This window comes from Acidocella sp. C78, assembly GCF_907164655.1.
In genome coordinates this window covers 92,620-115,596 of record NZ_CAJQZK010000002.1, presented here as the reverse complement: position 1 = coordinate 115,596, position 22,977 = coordinate 92,620, and the positions used below count along the sequence as shown (strand labels likewise).

The following is a 22,977-nucleotide window of genomic DNA, read 5'->3' as shown; positions in this document are numbered from 1 at the left end:
GATGATCTCCCGAAATTTTTCTTGCGCCCGGAAATACGGGCGCCTTACCTCTTGCGGCCCAAGCCTTATTCGGCGGCCTGCGGCAGCTCGCGCCCGTGCATGAGCGGCCAAGCGGCGGCAATCGCCTTGACGATATTATGATAGCCCGTGCAGCGGCAGATATTGCCTTCGAGTTCCTCGCGAATCTGCTGCTCGGTCAGCCCTTCCGGATGGCTCTCGACCAGATCGATCGCGCTCATCACCATGCCCGGAGTGCAGAAGCCGCATTGCAGACCATGATGTTCGCGGAACATTTCCTGCATCGGGTGCAGCGTGCCATCGGCCGCCGCCAGCCCCTCGATCGTGGTGACCTCGCTGCCATTCGCCTGCACCGCGAGCATCGTGCACGACTTCACCGACTTGCCATCGATCTTGACCACGCAGGCGCCGCACTGGCTGGTGTCGCACCCGACATGCGTGCCGGTCAGGTGAAGGTTTTCGCGCAGCATCTCGACGAGCAGCGTGCGCGCTTCCACCTCGGCGGTCGCCGGCTTGCCGTTCACCGTGAGTTTAACCTGGGGCATTGATTCCTCCGTTCATGATGGCGCGCGACCATCCGCCCGGACGATCCGCTTCCTTCACCCATGATGATGGGGCTATTCGGCGTTGGTCAAGAGAACCGGATGGCTTTCTTGGCGCAAGGTGCGAATTTGACAGAATTTGTCACAGGCCAGTTTGCGCCCTGCCGCAGGCCTGCTAACTGTCCAGCCGCATGCCGGCCCTGCCCTCGCCCATCGCGCTGATCACCAGCCGCCTTCCAGCGCGCCATCGCGACGCGGCGGGCGAGTTGCTGCGCTTCGGCACGGTTGGCGTCTTCGGCCTGCTCATGGATATCGCCGCGGTCTATGCGCTTATCCCCAGCCTCGGTCTGTACGGGGCGGGGATGGCGGCCTATCTCGTCGCGGCAAGCTGCAACTGGATGTTGCACCGGCTCTGGACCTTTCGGGCCCGCGCCCGGCAACCCGCCCACACGCAGTGGTTGCGCTTCCTGTTCGTGAACATGATCGGCTTCTCGATCAACCGCGGCGCCTATTCCCTGCTCATCGCCAGCTTCGCCTTACCCCGTCACTACCCGGTTCTGGCCGTGTGCGCGGGGGCCGTTTCGGGTTTCCTGATTAACTTTCTGCTTTCCCGACGCCTCGTTTTCGTTTAATTAAACACAATCTTCAGTTGTGTTTTTGAAAACCGAGGTCGTTCCGGACCGATGTCGCAAACCGTTTTCCAGTCTCCTGCCAAATCTGCCCGCACCGGGGCGCTGGGCCGAGAGTCGCGTGCGCGCAACCATCGCCCCTGGATTGGCGCGCATGCCGGAATCGGCCTGCTGCTGCTGGCCGATCTCGCCGCCACCTGGCTCGGCCCGCAACTCGGCTCGCAGTTTCTGCTGCCCGCCCCCACCATGGCGCGCGGGCCACTCGACCAGCTCGTTTACGCCGCACTGACCGTCATCACGCTGGCCGGCTCGGGACTGTACGAGGTGGGGCCGGTGCGCGCGCCGCTCGATCACGCCGCGGCGATCGCGCGCGCCCTCGTCGCGGCGGAGGTGCTCTCGCTCCTGCGGATCGCGATGCTGCGGCCGTCGCCGGCCACGCCGCCGCTCGGCACGTCGTTCGGCTGGGCGATTGCCGCCTTTGCCCTGACAGCGGCCCTGCTGTTCGGCGGCCGGGTTGCCGTGGCCCGGATCTGGCGGCGTCATGAGATCGGCGTTGCCCGGGGCGCCGCGGCCCTGGTCACCACCGCGCCGTGCGACCGCTCGGTCTGCGCCCGGCTCGATCGCCTCGCGGATCATCGCCTTGGGTATGTCTTCTGCTGGGGGCTCGCGGGCTCGTCAGGCCTGCGCGCGATTGCCGATGCCGCGACGCTGGAGGCCATGATCCGGTCCGGCCAGATCGGCGATCTCATCGTTTTCATCCGCCGCGGCGACGGGGCGGAGACACGCGCCCGGCTCGACGCGCTGCTCGCCCGCCTCGCCGACCAGCCGGTCAGGATACGTCTCGCCTTCGACGCCGCCGCGGAAATCGGCGCCGGCGACCTCGCGGCGAGTCTCGGGCTTCGCCTCGTCACGGCGCTCGACCGGCCGATCCGGCCGCTGGCCGCATCGGCGAAACGGGGGATGGACATTGTCGGCGCTGGCCTTCTGATCGTTCTGCTGAGCCCGCTCCTCGCCGCCATCGCCCTCGCGCTGCGCCTGTCCGGCCCGGTTCTGTTCCGGCAGCGCCGGATCGGGCTGGACGGCGTGCCCTTCACGGTTTTCAAGTTCCGCACGATGCGCCCGCTTCACGCCACGCAGGGCAACGCCCGCATCGTCCAGGCGCGGGCGGGCGACCGGCGGATCACCCGGCTGGGCCGCCTTCTCCGCCGCCTCTCGCTCGATGAGCTGCCGCAGCTCGTCAACGTGCTGCGCGGCGACATGTCGCTGGTCGGTCCCCGGCCCCACGCGCCGAATACCGGCAGCGGCGACTTCACCTTCGAACAGGCGATCACGTTTTACGGGGTTCGCCACCGGGTAAAGCCGGGGCTGACGGGCCTTGCCCAGGTGCGGGGCCTGCGCGGACCGGTGGACCGGCGCGACCTCGTCGCCGCGCGCGTCGCCGCCGACCTCGATTACATCGAACGATGGTCGGTCTGGCTCGATATCGCGATCCTGCTGCGCACGGTTCCCGCCGTTCTGATCGGGCGCAATGCGGTCTGAACCGCACCTGCTGGCGGGAACGCCGCCCCCCCGCCGCCGCTATGATGCGGATATCGTCATTCTCAGCCATCAGCGGCCGCGCGAAACCCTCGCCGCCCTCCGCTCCGCCGCCGCCCAGACCGGCATGGACAGCCATGTCATCGTGCTCGACCAGGCCTCAAATCCCGCCATGCGCGCGGCCCTGGCGACCGCCGCCAGCCAGTTCGGGCATGTGGCGCTTTATGGCGTCGCGCGAAATTTCGGCGTGCCGGGTGGCCGCAATCTCGCGGCGGCGCTCGGGCGCGGCAGCGCGATCATCAGCCTCGACAACGATGCCGTCTTCGCCGGCCACGACACGGCCGCGCGCGCCGCGCGGCGCCTCGCCGAAGCCGACCGCCTCGGCGCGATCGGCTTTCGTATCCTCGCCGCCGATGGCGCACGCCTCGACCGGACGAGCTGGGGATATCCCGCGCGCCTCGCGCGGCACGCGGCGAGGCATTTTACCGCGACCACCTTCGTCGGCTGCGGCCATGCCCTGTCGCGCGCCTGTTTCGAGCAGCTCGGCGGATACGACGCGACGCTGTTCTTCGCCTGGGAGGAATATGAATTCGCGCGCCGTGCCATCGCGGCCGGCTGGCGGATCGAGCATCACGGCGATCTGGCCGTCATCCACGCGGTGTCGCCCGAAGCGCGCATGGGCTGGAGCGCGGGACGATGGCGCCACTTCGTCCGCAACCGCCTGATCATCGCTCATGACTGGGATGGACCGGCGGGATTCGCGCTGCGCGCCGGCGTCTACCTCGCGCGCGGCGCCATGACCTCCCGCCTCGGCGAGACGGTCGCGGCGATTGCCGAGGCGCGCGCCCTGGCGCGCACCCGCCCCCGGCAGGACAACACCGCCGCCACGCGCCGCTATGTCTTCCGCCACGAAACCCGCCACCGGCTGCCGGGCGCGGCGCGCCTTATCGGCGCCGGCGCCAGCGCGGCGGCCAGTCCGGCACCCATGGCCGCGCACCCTGCACGCCCCGATCCGTCATCCGCCGCACACGCCCCCCCTGAACCGCAGGGCAATCGCGCCATCCCGCCAGACGCTGAAACGGTCGATCACCACACGCCCCCGGCCGCGGCAGGCGCCGCGCAGGGGCTCCGGCGACACCACCACGCGCGCGCCGCCACACCCGCCTTGCGCCGCGGCAGGACCGGCGAGATACAGCACACGCCCACGATCGAACCGGCACCGGCCGCCGGCGCAGACATCGGCCGCCCTGGCCACAAGCACGCGGTCATGGGCGAAGACCGGGCGCCACTGCGCCAGCGTGTAGTTGTCCGGCCGCCGGGATATGAGAACCCGCACCGCCGCGCCATCCCGCACCGCAATGAGTGACGCGGTCGGCGCGACGAGCACATCCGGCGCGCGGCCCATCATCATGCCCGCAATGCCGATCAGAACCAGCGGCGCGCCCGAGAGCCGTGCCCGGCCCCGCAGCAGGCCCAGCAGCGCCATGCCGAAGCCGAGCAGCGCGACCGGCCAGCCCGGGCTTGGCCCGATGACGATGAGGGCGTGCGGCAATGTGCCGACGAACCGGGCGACGGCCAGAATCGCGGCGATTCCCCACCCCATCGGCGCCAGCGCCAGCGCCTCGAGATGCAGCGGCATCAGCAGCAGCGCCACGATCCCCGCGGGCAGCACGATCAGCGCCGTCAGCGGCACCGCGACCAGGTTGGCGAGAATGTAGTATGGCTGCACCTGCTGGAACTGGTAGGCCGCGAAGGGCATCGACGCACCGCCGGCGAGCAGCGAGGTGAAGGCCAGTGCCGCCACATGCCGCCCGAGGCGCTGGCGCCATCCATCCCCCCTATCGCAAACCGGCGGCCCAGCGCCTCGTAGCCGGCAATCAGCGCCAGGACGGCCGAGAAACTCATCTGGAAGCTCGGGCCCGGAACCGATTGCGGCTCGATCAGGATCAGCACGAAGGCCGCCAGCGCCAGCCCGCGCAACGACAGCGCCCGGCGCCCCGCGACGATGCCAAGCAGCACCAGGCCCGCCATCGCGAGACTACGCACGATCGGAACGTGAAAGCCGGTGAGCGCCGCATAGACCAGGCCGCCGGCGAAGGCGACCAGCGAGGCGATGATCTTCGCCGGAACCCGCAGGAGCAGCGCCTCGGACAGTCCGGCCGCGAGGCGCGCCACCGTGAACAACGCGCCCATCACGATACCGACATGCAACCCGGCGACGGCGAGGATATGGGCAAGACCGGCGGTGATGAAATCCTGCCGCTCACGGGCGGGAATCGCCGACTCGAACCCGGTCAGCAAGGTCGCCGCCACCGGCCCGGTCTCCGGCGGCATGGCGTTCAGCACCCGGGCGGCGATCGCCTCGCGCAGCCGCCTCAGGGCGCCGGCCCATCCCGGCCGGCCGGCGCGGGTGATGACGACCTTGCTGACCGCGAAGCCGACCGCGCCAATCCCGGAGAAAAACTGGTCCCGCCCGAACTGAAGTTTTCACTGATTCGAAAGCAAATTCCCTGTATTTATCGGTGAACTTCGAGATCTGATTTTGCCGCTTACTGGACACGCATGGGGTCGATCCCGATCAGGGCGAAGGCGGTGGTTTGCAGCGACGTGGGGTTTGCCAGAGCGGTGAAGGTGGCGTTCGGCGCCTTGGGTAGGGAGGCGGTGTTGAGGGTCTGTGTGGCGAGATGCGCCATCAGGTCGGTGAAGCTCGAAATCGGCAGGTTCTGGTCGTTGCGGCGTCGCCCGCGCTTGCGATCGGCGGCCGGGGATATCGATGCGGGGGCAACCGGCGATGAGCGTTCAGTTTCCGCGCCTGGCCGGTCGTGATCCTGGAACAGCAGGGGCTTGAGGGCGTCGCGCAGATGCCATTCGACGTAATAGGCCATCATGCAGAGGAAGACGTGGGCACGCACCCGCGGCGAGAGCCAGTGATGCACCGGGCGGATCGCGAGATCGACCGATTTGAGGGACCGGAACGCCCGTTCCACCCGTGAGAGATCCTTGTAGGCTGACACGGCTTCGGTCTCGCTCATGACGTCCGCGCTCACACTGGTGCGGATGACATAGATGCCGTCGAGGGCCGCCTCGCGCGCGATGCTGGCGGCGTTGCGCTGGAAATCGAAGCGGCTGGCGGTGATGGTGAGATCGAAATGCTTGGCCATCTTGCGCTGGTTGATCACCGCCCCCACCGCCAGCCCGATCGCGGCCTCGCCATGAAGAGGAGCGCGTTTGCGCCGTGTCGCATCCCGGATCCGCGCCAGTTCCGTCTCGGTGGCCACGAGCAGCGCCTCGCGCTTGCGCCGTCGTTCGGTCGCCAGGGCGGCGTTGCGACAGGCGATCAGCCGCTCGCCCGGATAATCGGGCGACGTGATCGCGGCGATATCGCGCTCGTCGAACAGCGACATCTGCAGCGGTCCCTCGGCAAGATCCTGGATCTGCCCCGCGCGCAGGCAGCTGATCCAGTCCAGCCCCGCCGGCTTGATCGTCTCGCGGATCCGCGCCGTGGTGATCATTCCGCGATCACCCACCAGGACGACGCGCTCGAGATGGAACCGGCGCTTGAGTTTCTCCACCTGGGCGGCGATCGTCGCCGGATCGGCGGTGTTGCCTTCGAACACTTCCACTGCGATCGGCCGCCCCTCGCGATCGCACAGCAGACCATAGACGATCTGCGGCCGATCGGGCCGGTGATCCCGGCTGTATCCGTGGTGTGCCAGTTCGCAATGCCGGCCTTCGAGGTAGGATGAACTGACGTCGTAGAGCACCAGCGTGCCGTCGCGCAGATGGCGCCTTGCAAACTCCCGTTCGATCCGCCCCTGCTGCGTGCCCAGCCAGTCCAGCGCCGCATAGATCTCGCGCTCTTCAATGACACCGAGATCAAGCATCTGCCCGAGGCTCGATGTTGCGGTCTCCGGGTTCAGGCCGCGCAGGGTCGAGAGCTTCGATCCCGGCGCGATCACCCGGCCGGCGATCAGCGCCAGGGCGAGACTGCGCTCGCGCGACGCCCTCCGGCCCAGCAGGCGGGGTATCCCGAGCTTGCGCATCATCCCGAGTGCCGCCGCCACATGACCATGCGGCAGCGAACGCCGGATCTCCAGCGCCTGATCGGCACCACCAACCACCGCGCCACCCGCGAGCAGCGCTCGTAGGCCATCGATCAACGCGGGCGGCATCTGGCTCAGATTGGCGATGGTACGCTTGTGAACCTTCCGCCCCTCGCGGAAACTCTCCCGCAACAGCACGGCCGGCGCCGATCGGCCATTCGGAACCACATCGATGAACATAACCCGAGCGAATCACAGATCGAGTCGCACCGCAAGCCCCATTTATGGACACAAAACGCTCGCAAGAAATCAGCGCTACGCGAGGCTATCCGCCACGTTCAGGTCATTCCCAAGTAAAAACTTCAGCCCGAACGACCACCCGCCGGGATAGGCCGGGCGCGAGGGGGCGAACAGAAAGGCGCGCACATGGATAACGTCTCCGGCCGCAAGACCAAGATCGTCGCCCTTGCGAAGCTTGACCCGCACCGCGCGGGCCAGCGCAGGCCCGCCATTCAGCCGTGGCGATGCGAGTCTGACCCGGCGGCCGGTCGCGAGGAGATCGATCGAGCTGACGCGCCCGGCAACGGTGACCACGCCATGCGGCACCAGGATCGGCGGCGGCATCGCCATCGTCTGCCACTGCGCCCGACCGAAGCCGAGCGCCGCGAAAAGGGCCAGGGCGGCGATGCGCCGGAAAACCGGCCCATGCCAGCCAAAGGCAAGGCCGCCGCCCGCCACGACGATCGCCACGGGCGCGATCCACACGGGCGGTTCCCGGTCAAGATCGAAATAGAGCAGCACGCCGGCCAGCATCGCAACCGGCAGGAACAGGACGATGCGCCCGGCATAGGACGCGGTGCTATAGCCGGAAACCGGCGATTCGATCGCCGCCGGCCTCGTCGTTCTGTCGATGGTCAGTCCGGCGCCCAAAGGATGACTCAACTAAAAGTTGAGTTATCCTATTTCATCCCGGATCGTTGCGAAAGCGCAAAATCAGGCGAGCGCCGCGATGGCGAGGACGAGGGAGAGGCCTGCGATGGCGAGCGTGGCGTGAATCGCCAGCAGCAGGCCCGGAATGCGCCGCCCGCGCGAGGCGATGACGATCACGGAAAGGCCAAGGCAGAGGGCAAGCCCGAGCAGGAGTTCCGCGCCGGCGCCAAACCCGCCAAGCCCCATGCGCGGCGCCACCGGATGGCGATCCAGCGAGACGACAAGAGCCGCAAGACCAAGACTGCCGACGACGCCGTGCAGCATGGCCTTCGCGCCCGCATCGCTGGTCGGGCGCTCACCCCTGTCCCGCGTGGCGTCGAACGCCAGCCACGCACCGATCGCGGCGGCCAGCAGCAGCAATCCGAGAGCATCCGTCATGCGCGGGAAGATGGCGCCGCGATGGCGCACGCGGCAAGTGCACAACGCGGTGAGCGGGCGGATTTGGGCATCCGCCTGCGCAACCCAGCGGGTGATGCTCTGATCATCAATATCACAGAGCACGACATCAGAGCGCCGGCGGGCGGGGTCACCCGATCGGATGACGCGCCCGGTGCCGCCGGCCGGATCGCCGCGTCGTCAGGATTGCTGACGACGGAGGAATGCCGGGATATCGATGCCGATTTCCTCGTTGTGGCTGAGCCGCACGGCCGCACGCGGCTCATGCTGCTGCTGCTGCGGAAGATGGTGGGACGCGCCATCCGGCGCCCCGACATGCGGCAGGTCGCGCGGGGCCTGTTGCGGCGGATAGGACGCCTCATCCCGCGCCGGCCAGGCCGGCATCGCCGCCCGCGGCGGCTCTGCCGCCGGCTGGACGGGCTGGGGCGCGGCCGCGCTGCGGAACCCATTGGTCATCCGGCTGAACAGGCTCTGCTTGCGGGGCGGCTCGGCGGCCCGGGGCGCCTCACGATAGGCCGCCGGCGCCGAAATCGGCGCCCTTGCCGGCGCTTCCGGCTGGGCATACTGGCGCGGGGCCACAGGAGCGGCCGCAGGCTGGGGATGCAGCACCTGCGGCTGCGGCTGAGGCTGGGGCTGGGGCTGATGCAGGCCGACCGTCGGCGCGGCCGGACCGGCCGGCGCCTGAACCTGTGCCGCGACGGTGGCATTCGCCTCCACCATCACGCTGTCGCCCGACACCGCGGCAAGGCGCGGCCGCTCGGCCTGCGCGGGCACTGGCGTGTCGATCCCGGTCGCCACCACCGAAATCCGGACCCGGCTGCCGAGACTCTCGTCGAGCGCCATGCCAACCATGATGTTGGCATCCTCGTCGACTTCCTCGGCAATGCGGTTCGCCGCCTGGTCAAGCTCGTGCAGCGAGAAGTCGGAACTGCCGGTGATGTTGATCAGCAGCCCGCGCGCGCCCTTCATGTTGGTGTCTTCGAGCAGCGGATTGGAAATCGCCGCCTCCGCCGCGCGGATCGCGCGATCCTCGCCCTCGGCCTCGCCGGTGCCCATCATCGCCTTGCCCATCACCGACATCACCGAACGGATATCGGCATAGTCGAGATTCACCAGGCCCGGGACCACCATGAGGTCGGTAACGCCGCGCACGCCCATGTACAGCACATGGTCGGCCATCTCGAAGGCTTCCTTCCAGCCCGTCCGCTCGTTGGCCACCTTGAAAAGGTTCTGGTTCGGAATCACGATCAGCGTGTCGACGAACTGCTGCAGCTCGTTGATCCCGTCCTCGGCCGAACGCAGGCGGCGCCGCCCCTCGAAGGCGAAGGGCTTGGTCACCACACCGACCGTCAGGATGCCGCGCTCGCGCGCCATCCGCGCGATCACCGGCGCCGCACCCGTGCCCGTGCCGCCGCCCATGCCCGCGGTGATGAACACCATATGCGCGCCGTCGAGATGCCGTGCCAGATCTTCCGACGCCTCCTCGGCCGAGGCCTTGCCGATTTCCGGCCGCCCGCCCGCGCCATTGCCCTGGGTGATATGCGGCCCGAGCTGGATGCGGCGCTCGGCGCGCGAGAGCATCAGCTGCTGCGCGTCGGTATTGGCGACGACGAATTCCACGCCCGGCAGGTTCAGCGCGATCATGTTGTTGACCGCGTTCGTGCCGCCGCCGCCAACGCCGATCACCGTGATGCGCGGCGTGAAATCTGTCTGTGTCGTGGTCTGTCGGATCAGGTTCAGGGTCATGTCTGCGTCTCCTGGCAGGCGGGCGTGAAACGGGGGGCGGCGGGGATGCGATCGCGATCTGTCATCACATCCGCCGCACGAGAAAATTCATGAATCGGGCCAGCCGGCCCTGCGGCGCGGCGAGGCTGAAGTCGATGTCATGCATCGTCTGGCCATCGCCGGTGGCGAAGGCGAGCAGCCCGATCATCGTGGCGAAATTCGGCCCGGTGGCCGCGTCGGGCAGGCCGATCACACCGAGCGGCTTGCCGATCCGCACCTGGCGGTCGAGGATCTGCGCCGCGAGTTCGCGGGCACCGACCAGTTGCGATGCGCCGCCGGTCAGCACCACGCGCGCCCCAGCGGCGCGGCCAAGCCCGGATGTCTCGATCCGGTCGCGCACCAGCTCGAAAATCTCCTCGAGCCGCGGGCGGATGATCGAGACCAGGGCGCTGCGCGGCACCTTGGCGATCTGGTGCTCCGCCTCGCCCACGAGCGGCACGGGCAGCAATTCGCGGGCGTCGTCAGGGCTTTCCTGGCAAGTGCCATACAGCGTCTTCAGCCGCTCCGCATGCGCCACCTGGGTGGAGAGCAGCCGGGCCACGTCGTTGGTGACGTGATTGCCGCCGACCGGCAGTTGCGCCGTGTGCAGCATCTGCCCCTCGGCGAAGATCGCGATCGTCGTCGTCCCGCCGCCCATGTCGATCACGGTCGCGCCGAGTTCGCGCTCATCCTCCACCAGCGTGGCAAGGCCCGAGGCGAACGGCGCCGACACCATCGAGGCAATCTCGAGTTCGCAGCGCTCAAGACAGGCGGTGACGCTCTTGATCGCCGTGGTGGCGGCGTCGACCACGTGAAGCTGCGCGGTCAGCGTGTCGCAATAGAGGCCGCGCGGATCGGCGACGCCGCCGGTCTCGTCGGTGGAGAAATTGAGCGGCAGGGCATGGATCGTGCCGCGCCCCTCGGATGCCGCGCGGGCCCGCGCCTCGCGCACCACGCGGCGGATGTCATCCTCGGTCACGGCGCGGCCGTCGATCGGCCATTGCACGTTGAACAGCCGGCTCTCCGGCTGCCCGCAGGAGAGGTTCACCGTGACCGATTTCAGCCGCATGTCGGCCTGATCCTCGGCCGCGCCGACAGCGGCGCGGATGGCCTTCTCCGCCTCTTCCAGATCGACGATGCCGCCCGACTTCACGCCCCGCCCGCGCTGCCAGCCGAAGCCGAGCGCGCGCAGCCGTCCGTCGCTCTCGGCGCGGCCGATCAGGCAGGAAATCTTGGTCGAGCCGATATCCAGCACGCCGAACGGGCCGGAGCGCGCGGGCTGGCGGCGCGCGTCCTGCTGGCGAGGATCGGCCCGTGTCGCGGTGAGTGTCGCGCGGCGGGAGAGATCGTTCATGCCCGTGCCTCCCTCATGAATTGTGCTTCCCTGCGGCGGTCGATGGCGTTGCGGCTTCGGTCACGAAACCTTTCGGATAGGGGCGCACCACCAGCCGGTCGGCCAGCCGCAGATCGATCCGGCGCACCGGCCGCTCCAGCAGGCGGATCTTCCGCTCCGCCTGCATCAGCACGGCGAGCGCGCGCGCCGGATGGGAATCCGGCAGTTCCACAACCGTCCTGTCCCGCAGGATCAGGTTCCAGCGCAGCCGGTCGATCCGCTCGGCCGCGACGACCTTCGAAGCGATCGCGGGGAACCGCGCGAGCAGGTCGAGCAGGTCCTGCGCATGTTTCGGCGCGCCGGCGCCGACCAGCAACCGCAGGCTCGGGTCATGCACGCGTGCCGCGCCAGCGTCGCGATCCTCCAGCACGGCGCCGCCGGGGCCGACCAGCGCGAAACGTCCGTCCGGCCGCTGCCAGATCGCGAGGGCGCGGCGCTCGGTTACCTCGATCCGCAACGTGTTCGGCAGCACGCGCTCGACCACGGCGGTGCGGACAAGGCCCAGCGCGCCGACCCGCGCCGCCACCGCCGCCGGCGAGACCGCAAAGATCGGCTGGCCCCGCTCGACGTCGATGACCCGCTCGACCACGGCGCGCGAGCCCGGCGCCACGCCCTGCAACTCGATATGGGCAACACGGAATCCGGCGTCCGCCGCCAGGCTCGCCGCCGCCGCGCGCACGGGCCGGACCACGGCGACCACGCCGCGCAAGCCGAGCGGCACCGCGATCAGCAGAAGAACGACGACGCCCAGCACCGCCGTCGGCCGCCCCGCCCGCCGCAACCGGCGCAGCAGCAGGGTGCGCGGGCTCGGCCGGTCCTGCACCTTGGTCTTGCGCGACCTCACACGCGGCATGCGGCGTTCTCCACCATCCAGGCGCACAGCGCGGGGAAATCGATGCCGCAATGGGCCGCCTGCTCGGGCAGCAGCGAGGTCGGCGTCATGCCCGGCTGGGTGTTCACCTCCAGCAGCACCAGCCGGTTCGTTTCGTCATCATATCTGAAATCCGCGCGCGTCGCCCCACGGCAGCCAAGCGCCCGATGCGCCGCGACCGCGACATCCCGCGCCCGCGCGCCGACCGCGGGCGTCACCTGCGCGGGAATCTCGTGTCGCGAGGCGCCGGCCGCGTATTTCGCCGTATAGTCGTAAAACCCCTCGGCGCGGATTTCAGTGACGGCCAGCGCCCGGTCCTCGAGCACGGATACGGTGAGTTCCCGCCCGGGGACATATTCCTCGGCCATCGCCACCGCTCCGTGGCGCCAGGCATGCGCGATGTCGGCACGGCGATTATCGCCGTCGCGCAGGATGAACACGCCGACCGACGAGCCCTCGTTCACCGGCTTGATGACATAGGGCCGCGGCAGCGGATCGGCCGCCGCGAGTTCGTCGAGCGGGACGATGCGGTGCCGCGCCAGCGGCAGGCCGGCGGCGGCGAAAACCGCCTTGGCTGCGCCCTTGTCCATCGCCATCGACGATGCCCGCACGCCGGAATGGGTATAGGGGATACCCATGTAGTCGAGCACGCCCTGGATCGTCCCGTCCTCGCCGAAACGGCCATGCAACGCGTTGAACACAGCGTCCGGCGCCGGCGTCAGCGCCGCGATCACCGCGCCGAGATCGGCGCCGACCTCGATCTCGAACACGTCATATCCGGCCTGGCGCAGCGCCGCCGCGACCTGCCGTCCGGAAGCGAGGCTGACCTCGCGCTCCTCCGAAATGCCCCCGAGCAGGATCGCGACGCGCTTCATGCCGCCCCCCGGCCCGGCAGGCCGACCCGGCGGATTTCCCAGATCAGCTCGATGCCGGTCAGCTCGCGCACGCGCCGGCGCACCGTCTCGCCCAGCCCTTCAATATCCGCAGCCGTCGCCTCGCCGAGATTGATCAGGAAATTGCAGTGCTTTTCCGAAACCTGGGCGCCGCCGTGAACGAGCCCGCGGCAGCCCGCCTCGTCGATCAGCCGCCAGGCCTTGTCGCCCTCGGGGTTGCGGAAGGTCGAGCCGCCCGTTCGCGCCCGCACCGGCTGCGTCGCCTCGCGGCTCGCGCGGATCTCCGCCATCCGCGCCGCGATCGCCGCCGCGTCGCCCGGCCGCGCGTGCAGCCGCGCCCGCACCACGATCCCGCCCTCCGGCAGCCGCGCGTGCCGGTAGGTCAGCGCGAGATCGCCAGCGGCATAGCGCGCCACCGTCCCGTCCGCCCGACGATCTCGGCCCAGTCCAGAACATCGCGGATCTCCGCGCCATAGGCGCCGGCATTCATCGCCACGGCGCCACCGAGCGAGCCCGGAATGCCAGAGAGGAATTCGAGTCCCGCGAGCCCCGCCGCCGCCGCATGCTCGGCGATCGTCGCGTCGAGCGCCGCCGCCCCGCCACGATTCCATCCGGCTGAACCTCGATTTCGGCGAATCCGCGACCAGCCGCACGATCACACCCCGATCCCGCCATCCCGCACGATGAGGTTGGACGCGGCGCCGATCGGCAGCACCGGCACTTCCGGCGCGAGGGCGGCGAGAAAACGGCTCAGATCCTCGATATCGGCGGGGCGGAACATCACCTCCGCCGGCCCGCCGACGCGGAACCACGTCACCGGCCGAGCGGCACATCGAAGCCGATGCGTCCGCGCACCGCCGGCAGCGCGGCGCGCCAGTCGGCCATGACCGGTGCCGCCATCATCGCATGCCCCCGGCGCCGCGGCGGGTGGTCTCGATCAGCGCCTGCAACTGGTTGGGCAGCGCCTGCGCCCAGTTGGTGATCGACCCGGCGCCGAGGCACACCACGTAATCGCCGGCACGCGCCATCGCGTTGATCATCTCGGCCAGATGATCGGGGCTGCCGAGCGAGACGACCGATTTGTGGCCACGCGCCCGCAGCCCCTCCACCAGCGCGTCCCGGTCGATGCCCGGAATCGGCTCCTCGCCCGCCGGGTAGACATCGGCGACGATCACCTTGCCCGCATCGTTCATGCAGGTGCAGAAATCCTCGAACAGCGTGGCCAGCCGCGAATAGCGATGCGGCTGCACCACCGCGATCACGTCCCTCGCCCCGGCCTGCCGCGCCGCCCGCAGCACCGCCGCGATCTCGACCGGGTGATGGCCGTAATCGTCGATCACGGTAATGCCGGCCACCTCGCCGGTCTTGGTGAACCGCCGCTTCACGCCGCGGAAACTCGCCAGCGCCGCGCGCAGATCGACCTCCGGCACCTCCATCTCGATGCCGATCGCGATCGCCGCCAGCGCGTTCTGGACGTTATGGTTGCCAAGCATCGGCAGGCGAATCGGCGCGAGCACCCGCTCGCGCCCGGCCACGCGTTCGGACAGGCGCACCTCGAATGTCGCGCCATTGCGGTCGGACATGATCCGCTCCGCCCGCACATCCGCCTGCGGCGACAGGCCGTAGGTGATCAGCCGGTGATCCGACAGGTCCGGAATCATCCGCTGTACGCCGGGATGATCGATGCACAGGACCGCAAACCCGTAGAACGGGATGTTCGAGACGAACTGGCGATATCCCGCCTCCATCGCCTCGGCGGAGCCCCAATGGTCGAGGTGCTCGGGGTCCATGTTGGTGACGACCGCGATCACCGCCGGCAGGCGGAGAAAGCTGCCATCGCTCTCATCGGCCTCGACCACCATCCAGTCGCCGCCGCCGAGCCGCGCATTGGTGCCATAGGCGTTGATGATCCCGCCATTGATCACGGTCGGGTCGAGCCCCGCGCCTTCCAGCACGGCGGCGACCAGGCTCGTCGTCGTCGTCTTGCCATGGGTGCCGCCGATCGCGACCGACCAGCGCAGCCGCATCAGCTCGCCCAGCATCTCGGCGCGCCGCACCACCGGGATCATCCGCTTGCGCGCCGCCTGCACCTCGGGATTGTCGCGCGGCACCGCGGTCGACACCACAACGACCTGCGCGCTGCCGAGATTCCCCGCGTCATGCCCGATCGCGACCGGAATCCCGGCCGCGCGCAGGCGCGCGACATTGGCGTTTTCCGAAAGGTCCGACCCCTGCACCGAATAGCCGAGATTGTGCAGCACCTCGGCGATGCCGGACATGCCGATCCCGGCAATGCCGACGAAATGGATCGTCCCGATCGATAGCGGCATGGCCCTCATCGCACGCGCTCCGCGATTGCCGAAAGAACAAGATCGGCCAGCCGCGCCGCCGCCCCCTCGATCCGCGCGCCGGTCGACGCCTCGGCCATCGCCGCGAGGCGGGCCGGGTCCTCAAGCAGGGTGCCGAGCGCGCGGGCCAGAAGTTCGGGCGTCGTTGTCGCCTGGTCGAGCCGGAGCGCGCCGCCGCACCGCGCGAGAACATCGGCATTGTGCCGCTGGTCGGTGTTGATCGCGAGCGGAATGAAGATCGCCGGCCGCCCGATCGTCGCCACCTCGGCGACGGTCGATCCGCCGGAGCGCGCAATCAGCAGTTGCGCCGCCGCCATGCGCGGCGCCACATCGCTGAAGAAGGGCGCCAGCTCATGCCCGATCCCCGCGGCATCGAGCGCGCCGCGCGCTTCGCCGATCGCCTCAGCCGGACACTGCATGGTCAGCACGATCCGCCGGCGCAACGCCTCGGGCAGCAGCGCCAGCGCCGCCGGCACAAGGGCGGCGAACACGCGTGCGCCGAGCGAGCCGCCCAGCACGAGCAGCCGGATAGTCCCTCCGTTCGTGGTCCCCCCGGGCGTCGTCTCCCCGGGCGGCGCATAGGGCGATGCGGCAAGCGCCGAGATGGCGGCGCGCACCGGATTGCCGGTAACGGTCGCGCGCGCCCTTGCGGGCAGCCCCGCGGTGGCTTCGAAACTCAGCGCGATATGGTCGGCGAACCGCGCGAGGAAGCGGTTGGCGCCGCCAAGCACCGCGTTCTGGTCGTGCAGCACGATGGCGGGGCGCCGCCGCAGCGTCGCCGCCGCGAGAACCGGCGGCACCGAGGGATAGCCGCCGAACCCGACAACGGCGGCGGCATCGAGTTTCGCGAGAATGCGCCGCGCCGCGCCCGTGCCGCGCGCGAGTTGCGCCATACCGGACAGGCGGCGCCCAAGGCTTCGCCCCGCCAGCCCGGCGCCGGCCAGAACATGCCTCTCGCAGCCCTCGAACACCGGCGACTTGAGCGCGGCGGACCGTGCATCGGTCATCAGCACGATCCGCTGGCCGCGCCGCATGAGTTCATCGGCCACCGACTCCGCCGGAACCATGTGGCCACCGGTGCCGCCTGCCGCGATGACGATCGGATGCAGCATCGCGCCCCTCATGCCACCCGGTCCTGCGCGCCAAAGCTGAACAGCCCGTCCGCCGCACTCTCGGCATGCGACCGGCGCCGCGTCAGGGCCAGCAGGAAGCCCATTTGCAAGCCCGTCGCCAGCACTGCGGAGCCGCCATAGGACAGGAAGGGCAGCGTCATTCCCTTGGTCGGAATCATCGACAGCGACGACGCCATGTTGATGAAGGCCTGCAAGCCGAAACTGGTCAGCAGACCCGTCGCGGCAAGGGCGGCGAACGGATCGGTCTCGCGCAGCACCCGCGCGAGGCCGCGAAGCACGATCACGGCGTAAAGCGCGATGATGCCGAGGCAAAGAAACATGCCGAACTCTTCTCCCGCCACCGCGAACACGAAATCGGCGCGCGCATCCGGCAGGTAATGTTTCACCTGCCCCTCGCCCGGCCCGCGCCCCCAGAGGCCGCCATTGGCGAAGGCCGACAGCGCGGTGATCGCCTGGTAGGCCTTGTCCTTCGTCGGGTGCAGGAACAGCATCACCCGCTTGTGGACATGCGCGATCAGCTCGAAGGCGGCGATCCCGCCGATCCCGAACCCGGCAAGACCGAGACCGACAAAGGCGGGATTCAGTCCATCGAGGAAAAGCTGGACAAAGAACGTCGCCAGCACGAGCGCGGTGGTCCCGACATCCGGCTGGCGCAACAGGATCAGCACGACGATGGCGTTCAGCCCCACCGCCGCGAACATGCCCGGAAACCCCGGCGTGCGGCGCCGTTCGGCCAGCAGCCACGCCGAGGCGATCACGAGCGCCGGCTTGAGGAACTCCGAGGGCTGGATGGTAAAGCCCGGCAGCGCGATCCAGCGCCGTCCGCCATCCACAACGACGCCATGGACCAGGGTGAAGCCGGTCAGCACCAGAAACACCACCCCGATCGCGAGCGCCGCGAGCTTCACATGGTGCAGGTCGAGCATCGAGACGCCGACCATCAGCAGGCCCGAGGCGAACAGATAGACGATCTGGCGGACCATCACGATCGTGTTCGGATCGTCGAGCGACAGGCTGTTCGCCGGCGTCGCCGCGAAGGCGAGCACATAGCCCACGCCCACCAGCAACAGCAGGGCGGTGAGCATGACGCGGTCGACGCTCCACCACCACCGTCCGACGACCGAATCATCCGCGCGGGAAAGGACGGGCATTACATCGCCTCCATCTGACCGAGGCGCATGGCCAGTTCGGCGAAGCGCCGCCCCCGCGCGGCATAATCGGTGAACTGGTCGAAGCTCGCCGCTGCCGGCGAGAGCAGCACCGTGCCGGCGCCCATATGCCGCGCCGCCGCGAAGGCGGCGGGAACCGCGCGTTCGAGCGTCTGCGCGTGTTCGAACGATACACCCGCGTCACCGAGCGTCGCCGCGAAGATGGCCGCATCGCGACCGATCAGCACCGCATGGGCAATGCGGGAGAACCACGGCGCCAGCGATTCGATGCCGCCGTCCTTGCCGATTCCGCCGGCGATCCAGACCAGGCGGTCATGGCAGTCGAGCGCCCGTGCCGCCGACTCGGCGTTGGTCGCCTTGCTGTCATCGATGAAGGCGACGCCCGCAACCGTGGTGACGAGGCGCTGGCGATGCGGCAGGCCGGGAAAGGACCGCATCGCCCCGCCGATGGCCTCGCGCGGCACGCCGAGCGCGAGCGCGATCGCCGCCGCGGCGGCCGCGTTCTGCGCGTTGTGCGTGCCGGGGAGCGCGCCGGCCGCGTCGAGATCGGCGATGACACCGGCATGATCGACCAGCATCCGGCCGCGCGCGAAAATATCCGCGGCCCGGCTGCCGGAAATCCGCACGACTCGTCCCGCGTTTCCCTCGAATCGGTCGGCCATCGCCGCCGTCAGGGCGTCGTCGATTCCGAACACGGCAACATCCCCCGCCGCCTGCCCGGCAAAAAGCCGAGACTTTGCAGCTTCATATCCCGCCATATTGCCATGGCGGTCGAGGTGATCGGGGGTCAGATTCAGCATTGCTCCAGCACAGAAGCGCATGTTTTCGATTCGCTCCAACATGTAGCTGGACATTTCGAGCACATAGACGCCGTCATCGCCGAGCGGTGGCAGGGCGAGCGCGGCCGGCCCCAGATTGCCCCCCGCCGCAACCTCGACCCCCGCCTCGGCGAGGATATGCGCAAGCAGCGCCGTGGTGGTGGACTTGCCGTTGGTGCCGGTGATGCCGACGAACCGCGCAGCGCTTCCCGAGCAGCGAACGGCCCGGAACAGCAATTCGGCATCGGTCAGAATCGGCACGCCGGCCGCGATGGCCGCCGCCGCCTCGGGGTGCGGCGCCGGCAGCGCGTGCGGAATGCCCGGCGAAAGCACCAGCCCGTCGAGACGCGATGCCGCGCTCGGCCGGCCGAGCGCGAAGCCCTCGGCGGCGGCGGCGCCGCGCCGCGCCGCGTTATCGTCCCACGCGATGACCTCGGCCCCCATATCCCGGAGCGCCCGCGCCGCCGGCAAACCATTCACCCCGAGCCCCATCACCGCGTAATGCCGCCCCGCGAACACCGGTTTCCACGTTTTCACTGGCGCGCTCATCGGATTTTCAGGGTCGCGAGGCCCATCAGCGCGAGGATCATCGCGACGATCCAGAACCGGATCACCACGGTCGGCTCGGCCCAGCCCTTCTTTTCGAAATGGTGATGCAGCGGCGCCATCAGGAACACGCGCCGCCCCGTCCTTTTATACCAGAACACCTGCACGATGACCGAAACGGTCTCGACGACGAAGAGTCCGCCGGTGATCGCCAGCACGATCTCGTTCTTGGTCGCCACCGCCACCGAGCCCAGCGCGCCGCCGAGCGCGAGCGAGCCGGTATCGCCCATGAACACGGCGGCGGGCGGCGCGTTGAACCAGAGAAAACCCATGCCCGCGCCGATCAGCGCCGAGCAGAACACGGCCAGTTCTCCCGTTCCGGGCACGAAATTGATTTCGAGGTAATGCGCGAAGATCCGGTTGCCGACCAGATAGGCGATCAGCGCGAACACGCCGGCGGCGATGATCGTCGGCACGATGGCGAGTCCATCGAGTCCGTCCGTCAGGTTCACCGCGTTGGACGCGCCCATCATCACGAACATCGCAACCAGCGGAAACAGCGGTCCGAACGGGATCATCAGATTCTTGAACATCGGCACGGCGAGCGAATCGGCGATCGAGCCCGGCATCAGCCGGGTGATCCACACCGCAGCACCCAGCCCGAGCGCGGCCTGCACGACGAGCTTGATCCGCCCTGGCACGCCCTTGGTGTTGCGCTTGGTGAGCTTGAGAAAATCATCGGCGAAGCCGAGCGCGCCATAGCCGATGGTGATCATCAGCACCGCCCAGACATAGCCGTTGCGCGGATCGGCCCAGAGCAGCGTGGAGACGGTCAGCGCGATCAGGATCAGGAAGCCGCCCATCGTGGGCGTGCCCTTCTTCTCGATCAGATGACGTTCCGGCCCATCGGCACGGATCGGCTGGCCCTGCTTCTGGAGCGATTTGAGCCAGCGGATCAGCCCTGGCCCCAGCAGGAAACTCACGATCAACGCCGTCAGGCACGCGCCGCCCGCGCGGAACGTGATGTAACGGAACAGGTTCAGGACATGGAAGGCCGAGACATGCGGCAGAAGCAACGCGTAAAGCATCAGAATTCATCCTCGAGCGCCGCGACCACATCACGCATCCGCGACCCGTAGCTCCCCTTCACCAGAACCGCGTCGCCCTCGGCAAGAGCCGCGCGCACCGCCGGCGCGAGGGCGGCGGCATCGGCCGCCCAGGCGCCCCGCTGGCGCTGCGGCAGGGCATCGAACATCACGCGCATATGTGGCCCGCAGGCAAAAACGAGATCGGCGACGCCGGCCACCGGTGCTGCGAGATCACGATGCTCGGCATCGGCGAAGTCGCCGAGTTCGAGCATGTCGCCGAGCACGGCGATGCGCCGGCCGGGCAGCAGGGCGAGAACCTCGAGCGCCGCGCGGACGGAATTGCCCGAGGCGTTGTAGCTTTCGTCGAGCAGCGTGACGCTCGCGCCATTGACGATCGCCCGACGCCGCGCCCCGCGGCCGGCCATGGGCGCAAATCCGTCGAGCGCCGCGGCCGCCCGCGCCGGGTCGAGCCCGAGCGCCGCCGCCGCCGCCAACGCCGCCACCGCATTCATCGCCATGTGTGTCCCCGGCGCGGCGAGGTGGCACCGGAGCGGGATGCGCAGGATATTCGCCGCCACCGCAACCCCGTCGGCATCGTTCACCGCCTCGATCAACATGGCTTCGGCGTGTTCGTCCGCACCGAAGCTGATCACGCTCACGCCATCCCCCGCCCGGCGCGCAAGCCGCGGCAGGAACGGCCCGCGCGGCAGCACGGCGGCGCCGCCCGGCACCAGGCCGCGCAGCAAATCCGCCTTCTCGTCGGCGATCGCCTCGATGGAGCCCATCAGCCCCAGATGCGCCGATCCGATCGCGGTGATGATACCGACATGCGGCCGCGCGAGGGCTGCAAGCGGCGCGATCTCGCCCGGATGGTTCATGCCGATTTCCACCACCGCGAAATCCGCATCGGCCGGCAGCCGCGCGAGGGTCAGCGGCACGCCGATATGGTTGTTGAACGACGCCTCGGCCGCATGGGTGGCGCCGAACGCGGCGAGGATGCGCCGCAGCATCTCCTTGGTGGTGGACTTGCCGACCGACCCGGTCACCGCGACCACCCGCGCCCGGCTGCGCGCCCGGCCGAATGCGCCGAGCGCGGTCAGCGCGGCCTGCACATCCTCGACGAGCAATGCCGGCCCGGCGCCGACATCGCGCGACACGAGCACGCATGAAGCGCCCCGCGCCTCGGCATCGGGCACGAAATCATGCCCGTCGCGGGCATCCGACAAGGCGACGAACAACTCGCCCGGCGCGATCGTCCGGCTGTCGATCGAGACACCGGCAGCCGCCGCCTCGCCGCGCAGCCAGGTGCCGCTGGTGGCGGCGGCAAGGTCGCGCGCGGTCCACAAGGCGTTCATGCCGCGAGGTCCCTGATCACCGCCGCATCGTCGAAGGGCAGCACCACATCGCCGACGATCTGCCCGCTCTCGTGCCCCTTGCCGGCCACGGCCAACACATCGCCCGCCCGCAATTCGTCAAGCCCTGCCGCAATCGCGGCGCGCCGGTCGCCGATCTCGCGCGCGTCCGGGCAGGCCGCCAGAATTTCCGCGCGGATCGCGGCGGGACCCTCGCTGCGCGGATTGTCGTCGGTGACGATGGCGACATCGGCGAGCCGGGCGGCCACTTCGCCCATCAGTCTCCGCTTGCCGCGATCGCGATCGCCGCCGGCGCCGAACACGAGCACCAGCCGCCCCGCCGCGTGCGGACGCAGCGCGATCAGCAGCCGCTCCAGCGCATCCGGCGTATGGGCGTAATCGACATAGGCGGCCGCCCCGTTCGGCAGCACCGCCGCGCGTTCCAGCCGCCCGCGCACCGGCGCGAGGCCCGGCAGCAGGCCGAGCGGGTCGGATACGCCGGCGGCGCGCGCGAGTCCGGCGGCGAGCAACGCGTTATCCGCCTGGAACCGCCCCGGAAGCGGCAGGTCGATCTCGCGTGTCACGCCGCCTTGCGCCACCGACAGCACCTGACCCGACGGCGTCGCGGCGATGCCGCGCAGATCGAACAGATTGCCGCCCGCGCCCACCGTCGCGAAATCCAGCCGCCGCGCCTGCGCGATCTCGCGCAGCGCCGCCAGCGTTGCAGTGTCCAGATCCGCCATCGCCACCGCGGGCGCGCCGGGCTGGCACAGCTCGTCGAACAGGCGCAGCTTGGCCTTGCGATACGACGCCATGTCGCCGTGGTAGTCGAGATGATCGCGCGTCAGGTTGCTGAACCCGGCGGCGGCGAAACGCACCCCGTGCAGGCGGAACTGGTCGAGCCCGTGCGAGGAGGCCTCGAGCGCGACGGTGTCGATGCCGGCAGCCCGCAACATGGCAAGGGTTCCGGCCAGCGTCACCGGGTCCGGCGTGGTCAGGCTCGTCCCCGGCGCGAAGCCGGGCGCGATCAGCCCGAGCGTGCCGAGCGAGGCGGCTTTCCTGCCGCTGGCGGCGCTCATCTGGCGGATGAAATCCACCGTCGAGGTCTTGCCGTTGGTTCCCGTCACGCCGAGGATCGTCTCCGGCGGCGGCCCGGCCAGCGTCGCCGCGATCTCGGCGAGGCGCCGCCGCGGTTCGGCATCCTCGATCAGCGGGCGTGGCGGCACGCCCGGCGGCCAGCGCGTGCCAGCGGGCGCCAGCACCGCGGCAGCACCGCGCGAAACCGCCTCGGCAATGAAATCGCGCCCATCGGCGCGCGCGCCCGGCAGGGCCGCGAAGATCATGCCCTCGCGCACGGCGCGGCTGTCGGCGGTGATCCCCGAAAACGCGGCCTCCCGCGGCAGGGTCCAGCCCGGCGCGGCGCCGTAACGTGCAAGACCGTCCATCAG

20 protein-coding genes and 2 pseudogenes are annotated in these 22,977 nt (G+C 69.5%); 4 read left to right on the top strand and 18 right to left on the bottom strand.

Annotated features, from left to right (window positions below; translation table 11 throughout):
* Positions 1–65: 65 nt before the first annotated feature.
* Positions 66–563: a (2Fe-2S)-binding protein gene (locus ACIDOCELLA78_RS99415; RefSeq protein WP_201727768.1), complete on the bottom strand. Its 498-nt coding sequence runs from the start codon at positions 561–563 to the stop codon at positions 66–68.
* A gap of 188 nt (positions 564–751) precedes the next feature.
* Between ACIDOCELLA78_RS99415 and ACIDOCELLA78_RS99410 the strand changes: the two genes are divergently transcribed.
* The 3 genes and pseudogenes from ACIDOCELLA78_RS99410 to ACIDOCELLA78_RS99400 form a co-directional block, all read left to right on the top strand.
* Positions 752–1,192, top strand: a complete 441-nt coding sequence (locus ACIDOCELLA78_RS99410; RefSeq protein WP_201727767.1) for a GtrA family protein — start codon at positions 752–754, stop codon at positions 1,190–1,192.
* 51 nt (positions 1,193–1,243) lie between these two features.
* Positions 1,244–2,728: an exopolysaccharide biosynthesis polyprenyl glycosylphosphotransferase gene (locus ACIDOCELLA78_RS99405; RefSeq protein ID WP_201727766.1), complete on the top strand. Its 1,485-nt coding sequence runs from the start codon at positions 1,244–1,246 to the stop codon at positions 2,726–2,728.
* Positions 2,718–3,209 (top strand): annotated as a pseudogene (locus ACIDOCELLA78_RS99400) (glycosyltransferase family 2 protein); the annotation flags it as partial. The gene ACIDOCELLA78_RS99405 and the pseudogene ACIDOCELLA78_RS99400, both read left to right, overlap by 11 nt.
* 531 nt (positions 3,210–3,740) lie before the next feature.
* On the opposite strand, the gene ACIDOCELLA78_RS99395 reads toward ACIDOCELLA78_RS99400, so the two are convergent.
* Both ACIDOCELLA78_RS99395 and ACIDOCELLA78_RS99390 read right to left on the bottom strand, forming a co-directional pair.
* Positions 3,741–4,520: a ComEC/Rec2 family competence protein gene (locus ACIDOCELLA78_RS99395; protein WP_283770812.1), complete on the bottom strand. Its 780-nt coding sequence runs from the start codon at positions 4,518–4,520 to the stop codon at positions 3,741–3,743.
* Positions 4,409–5,071 carry a ComEC/Rec2 family competence protein gene (locus ACIDOCELLA78_RS99390; RefSeq protein ID WP_283770809.1) on the bottom strand — a complete coding sequence of 221 codons (663 nt, stop codon included), beginning with the start codon at positions 5,069–5,071 and terminating at the stop codon, positions 4,409–4,411. Before ACIDOCELLA78_RS99390 ends, ACIDOCELLA78_RS99395 begins: the two co-directional genes overlap by 112 nt.
* On the opposite strand from ACIDOCELLA78_RS99390, the gene ACIDOCELLA78_RS99385 reads away from it, so the two are divergent.
* The gene (locus ACIDOCELLA78_RS99385) at positions 5,058–5,207 is read left to right on the top strand and encodes a hypothetical protein (protein WP_249675051.1); all 150 of its coding nucleotides are present in this window, start codon (positions 5,058–5,060) and stop codon (positions 5,205–5,207) included. The two genes, ACIDOCELLA78_RS99390 and ACIDOCELLA78_RS99385, sit on opposite strands and share 14 nt — an antisense overlap.
* Positions 5,208–5,274: 67 nt before the next feature.
* On the opposite strand, the gene ACIDOCELLA78_RS99380 is transcribed toward ACIDOCELLA78_RS99385, so the two are convergent.
* From ACIDOCELLA78_RS99380 to ACIDOCELLA78_RS99310, 15 genes and pseudogenes are all read right to left on the bottom strand, one after another.
* Complete coding sequence (locus tag ACIDOCELLA78_RS99380; RefSeq protein WP_201727483.1) at positions 5,275–7,008, bottom strand: IS1634 family transposase; 1,734 nt, start codon at positions 7,006–7,008, stop codon at positions 5,275–5,277.
* Between the two features lie 75 nt (positions 7,009–7,083).
* Positions 7,084–7,710, bottom strand: a complete 627-nt coding sequence (locus ACIDOCELLA78_RS99375) for a DUF4131 domain-containing protein (protein WP_249675049.1) — start codon at positions 7,708–7,710, stop codon at positions 7,084–7,086.
* Positions 7,711–7,761: 51 nt separating this feature from the next.
* A complete protein-coding gene (locus ACIDOCELLA78_RS99370; protein ID WP_201727816.1) occupies positions 7,762–8,136 on the bottom strand; it encodes a hypothetical protein in 375 nt (124 codons plus the stop codon).
* Positions 8,137–8,334: 198 nt separating this feature from the next.
* Positions 8,335–9,900: a cell division protein FtsZ gene (ftsZ, locus tag ACIDOCELLA78_RS99365; RefSeq protein WP_201727765.1), complete on the bottom strand. Its 1,566-nt coding sequence runs from the start codon at positions 9,898–9,900 to the stop codon at positions 8,335–8,337.
* A 64-nt stretch (positions 9,901–9,964) separates the two neighbouring features.
* Positions 9,965–11,272, bottom strand: coding sequence for a cell division protein FtsA (gene ftsA, locus ACIDOCELLA78_RS99360; RefSeq protein ID WP_201727764.1), 1,308 nt, complete (start codon positions 11,270–11,272; stop codon positions 9,965–9,967).
* Between the two features lie 13 nt (positions 11,273–11,285).
* A complete protein-coding gene (locus tag ACIDOCELLA78_RS99355; RefSeq protein ID WP_201727763.1) occupies positions 11,286–12,164 on the bottom strand; it encodes a cell division protein FtsQ/DivIB in 879 nt (292 codons plus the stop codon).
* Positions 12,152–13,057: a D-alanine--D-alanine ligase gene (locus ACIDOCELLA78_RS99350; protein WP_201727762.1), complete on the bottom strand. Its 906-nt coding sequence runs from the start codon at positions 13,055–13,057 to the stop codon at positions 12,152–12,154. Before ACIDOCELLA78_RS99350 ends, ACIDOCELLA78_RS99355 begins: the two co-directional genes overlap by 13 nt.
* A pseudogene (gene murB / locus ACIDOCELLA78_RS99345) lies at positions 13,054–13,978 on the bottom strand (UDP-N-acetylmuramate dehydrogenase). Before murB ends, ACIDOCELLA78_RS99350 begins: the two are co-directional and overlap by 4 nt.
* Positions 13,975–15,414 (bottom strand): UDP-N-acetylmuramate--L-alanine ligase, encoded by a 1,440-nt coding sequence (gene murC / locus ACIDOCELLA78_RS99340; RefSeq protein WP_201727761.1) that lies wholly within the window; start codon positions 15,412–15,414, stop codon positions 13,975–13,977. The pseudogene murB and the gene murC overlap by 4 nt, the downstream one beginning before the upstream one ends.
* Positions 15,411–16,547 carry an undecaprenyldiphospho-muramoylpentapeptide beta-N-acetylglucosaminyltransferase gene (murG, locus tag ACIDOCELLA78_RS99335; protein WP_201727760.1) on the bottom strand — a complete coding sequence of 379 codons (1,137 nt, stop codon included), beginning with the start codon at positions 16,545–16,547 and terminating at the stop codon, positions 15,411–15,413. The genes murC and murG overlap by 4 nt, the downstream gene beginning before the upstream one ends.
* Positions 16,544–17,707 (bottom strand): FtsW/RodA/SpoVE family cell cycle protein, encoded by a 1,164-nt coding sequence (locus tag ACIDOCELLA78_RS99330; protein WP_201727759.1) that lies wholly within the window; start codon positions 17,705–17,707, stop codon positions 16,544–16,546. The genes murG and ACIDOCELLA78_RS99330 overlap by 4 nt, the downstream gene beginning before the upstream one ends.
* Entirely contained in the window at positions 17,707–19,092 is a 1,386-nt protein-coding gene (murD, locus tag ACIDOCELLA78_RS99325; protein WP_201727758.1) for a UDP-N-acetylmuramoyl-L-alanine--D-glutamate ligase, read from the bottom strand. The genes ACIDOCELLA78_RS99330 and murD overlap by 1 nt, the downstream gene beginning before the upstream one ends.
* Positions 19,089–20,177 (bottom strand): phospho-N-acetylmuramoyl-pentapeptide-transferase, encoded by a 1,089-nt coding sequence (mraY, locus tag ACIDOCELLA78_RS99320; RefSeq protein ID WP_201727757.1) that lies wholly within the window; start codon positions 20,175–20,177, stop codon positions 19,089–19,091. The genes murD and mraY overlap by 4 nt, the downstream gene beginning before the upstream one ends.
* Positions 20,177–21,532: a UDP-N-acetylmuramoyl-tripeptide--D-alanyl-D-alanine ligase gene (murF, locus tag ACIDOCELLA78_RS99315; protein ID WP_201727756.1), complete on the bottom strand. Its 1,356-nt coding sequence runs from the start codon at positions 21,530–21,532 to the stop codon at positions 20,177–20,179. The genes mraY and murF overlap by 1 nt, the downstream gene beginning before the upstream one ends.
* Positions 21,529–22,974 carry a UDP-N-acetylmuramoyl-L-alanyl-D-glutamate--2,6-diaminopimelate ligase gene (locus tag ACIDOCELLA78_RS99310; RefSeq protein WP_201727755.1) on the bottom strand — a complete coding sequence of 482 codons (1,446 nt, stop codon included), beginning with the start codon at positions 22,972–22,974 and terminating at the stop codon, positions 21,529–21,531. The genes murF and ACIDOCELLA78_RS99310 overlap by 4 nt, the downstream gene beginning before the upstream one ends.
* Between the last annotated feature and the right edge of the window lie 3 nt (positions 22,975–22,977).

Bases quoted from the DNA above. Each gene is read 5' to 3' on its own strand.
- ACIDOCELLA78_RS99410 (WP_201727767.1), top strand. From the start codon at position 752: ATGCCGGCCCTGCCCTCGCCCATCGCGCTGATCACCAGCCGCCTTCCA.
- ACIDOCELLA78_RS99330 (WP_201727759.1), bottom strand. From the start codon at position 17,707: ATGCCCGTCCTTTCCCGCGCGGATGATTCGGTCGTCGGACGGTGGTGG.
- ACIDOCELLA78_RS99350 (WP_201727762.1), bottom strand. From the start codon at position 13,057: ATGAAGCGCGTCGCGATCCTGCTCGGGGGCATTTCGGAGGAGCGCGAG.
- ACIDOCELLA78_RS99310 (WP_201727755.1), bottom strand. From the start codon at position 22,974: ATGGACGGTCTTGCACGTTACGGCGCCGCGCCGGGCTGGACCCTGCCG.
- mraY (WP_201727757.1), bottom strand. From the start codon at position 20,177: ATGCTTTACGCGTTGCTTCTGCCGCATGTCTCGGCCTTCCATGTCCTG.
- ACIDOCELLA78_RS99355 (WP_201727763.1), bottom strand. From the start codon at position 12,164: ATGCCGCGTGTGAGGTCGCGCAAGACCAAGGTGCAGGACCGGCCGAGC.
- ftsA (WP_201727764.1), bottom strand. From the start codon at position 11,272: ATGAACGATCTCTCCCGCCGCGCGACACTCACCGCGACACGGGCCGAT.
- ACIDOCELLA78_RS99405 (WP_201727766.1), top strand. From the start codon at position 1,244: ATGTCGCAAACCGTTTTCCAGTCTCCTGCCAAATCTGCCCGCACCGGG.
- murF (WP_201727756.1), bottom strand. From the start codon at position 21,532: ATGAACGCCTTGTGGACCGCGCGCGACCTTGCCGCCGCCACCAGCGGC.
- ACIDOCELLA78_RS99415 (WP_201727768.1), bottom strand. From the start codon at position 563: ATGCCCCAGGTTAAACTCACGGTGAACGGCAAGCCGGCGACCGCCGAG.
- ACIDOCELLA78_RS99385 (WP_249675051.1), top strand. From the start codon at position 5,058: ATGGCGTTCAGCACCCGGGCGGCGATCGCCTCGCGCAGCCGCCTCAGG.
- ftsZ (WP_201727765.1), bottom strand. From the start codon at position 9,900: ATGACCCTGAACCTGATCCGACAGACCACGACACAGACAGATTTCACG.
- murC (WP_201727761.1), bottom strand. From the start codon at position 15,414: ATGAGGGCCATGCCGCTATCGATCGGGACGATCCATTTCGTCGGCATT.
- murD (WP_201727758.1), bottom strand. From the start codon at position 19,092: ATGAGCGCGCCAGTGAAAACGTGGAAACCGGTGTTCGCGGGGCGGCAT.
- murG (WP_201727760.1), bottom strand. From the start codon at position 16,547: ATGAGGGGCGCGATGCTGCATCCGATCGTCATCGCGGCAGGCGGCACC.
- ACIDOCELLA78_RS99380 (WP_201727483.1), bottom strand. From the start codon at position 7,008: ATGTTCATCGATGTGGTTCCGAATGGCCGATCGGCGCCGGCCGTGCTG.
- ACIDOCELLA78_RS99370 (WP_201727816.1), bottom strand. From the start codon at position 8,136: ATGACGGATGCTCTCGGATTGCTGCTGCTGGCCGCCGCGATCGGTGCG.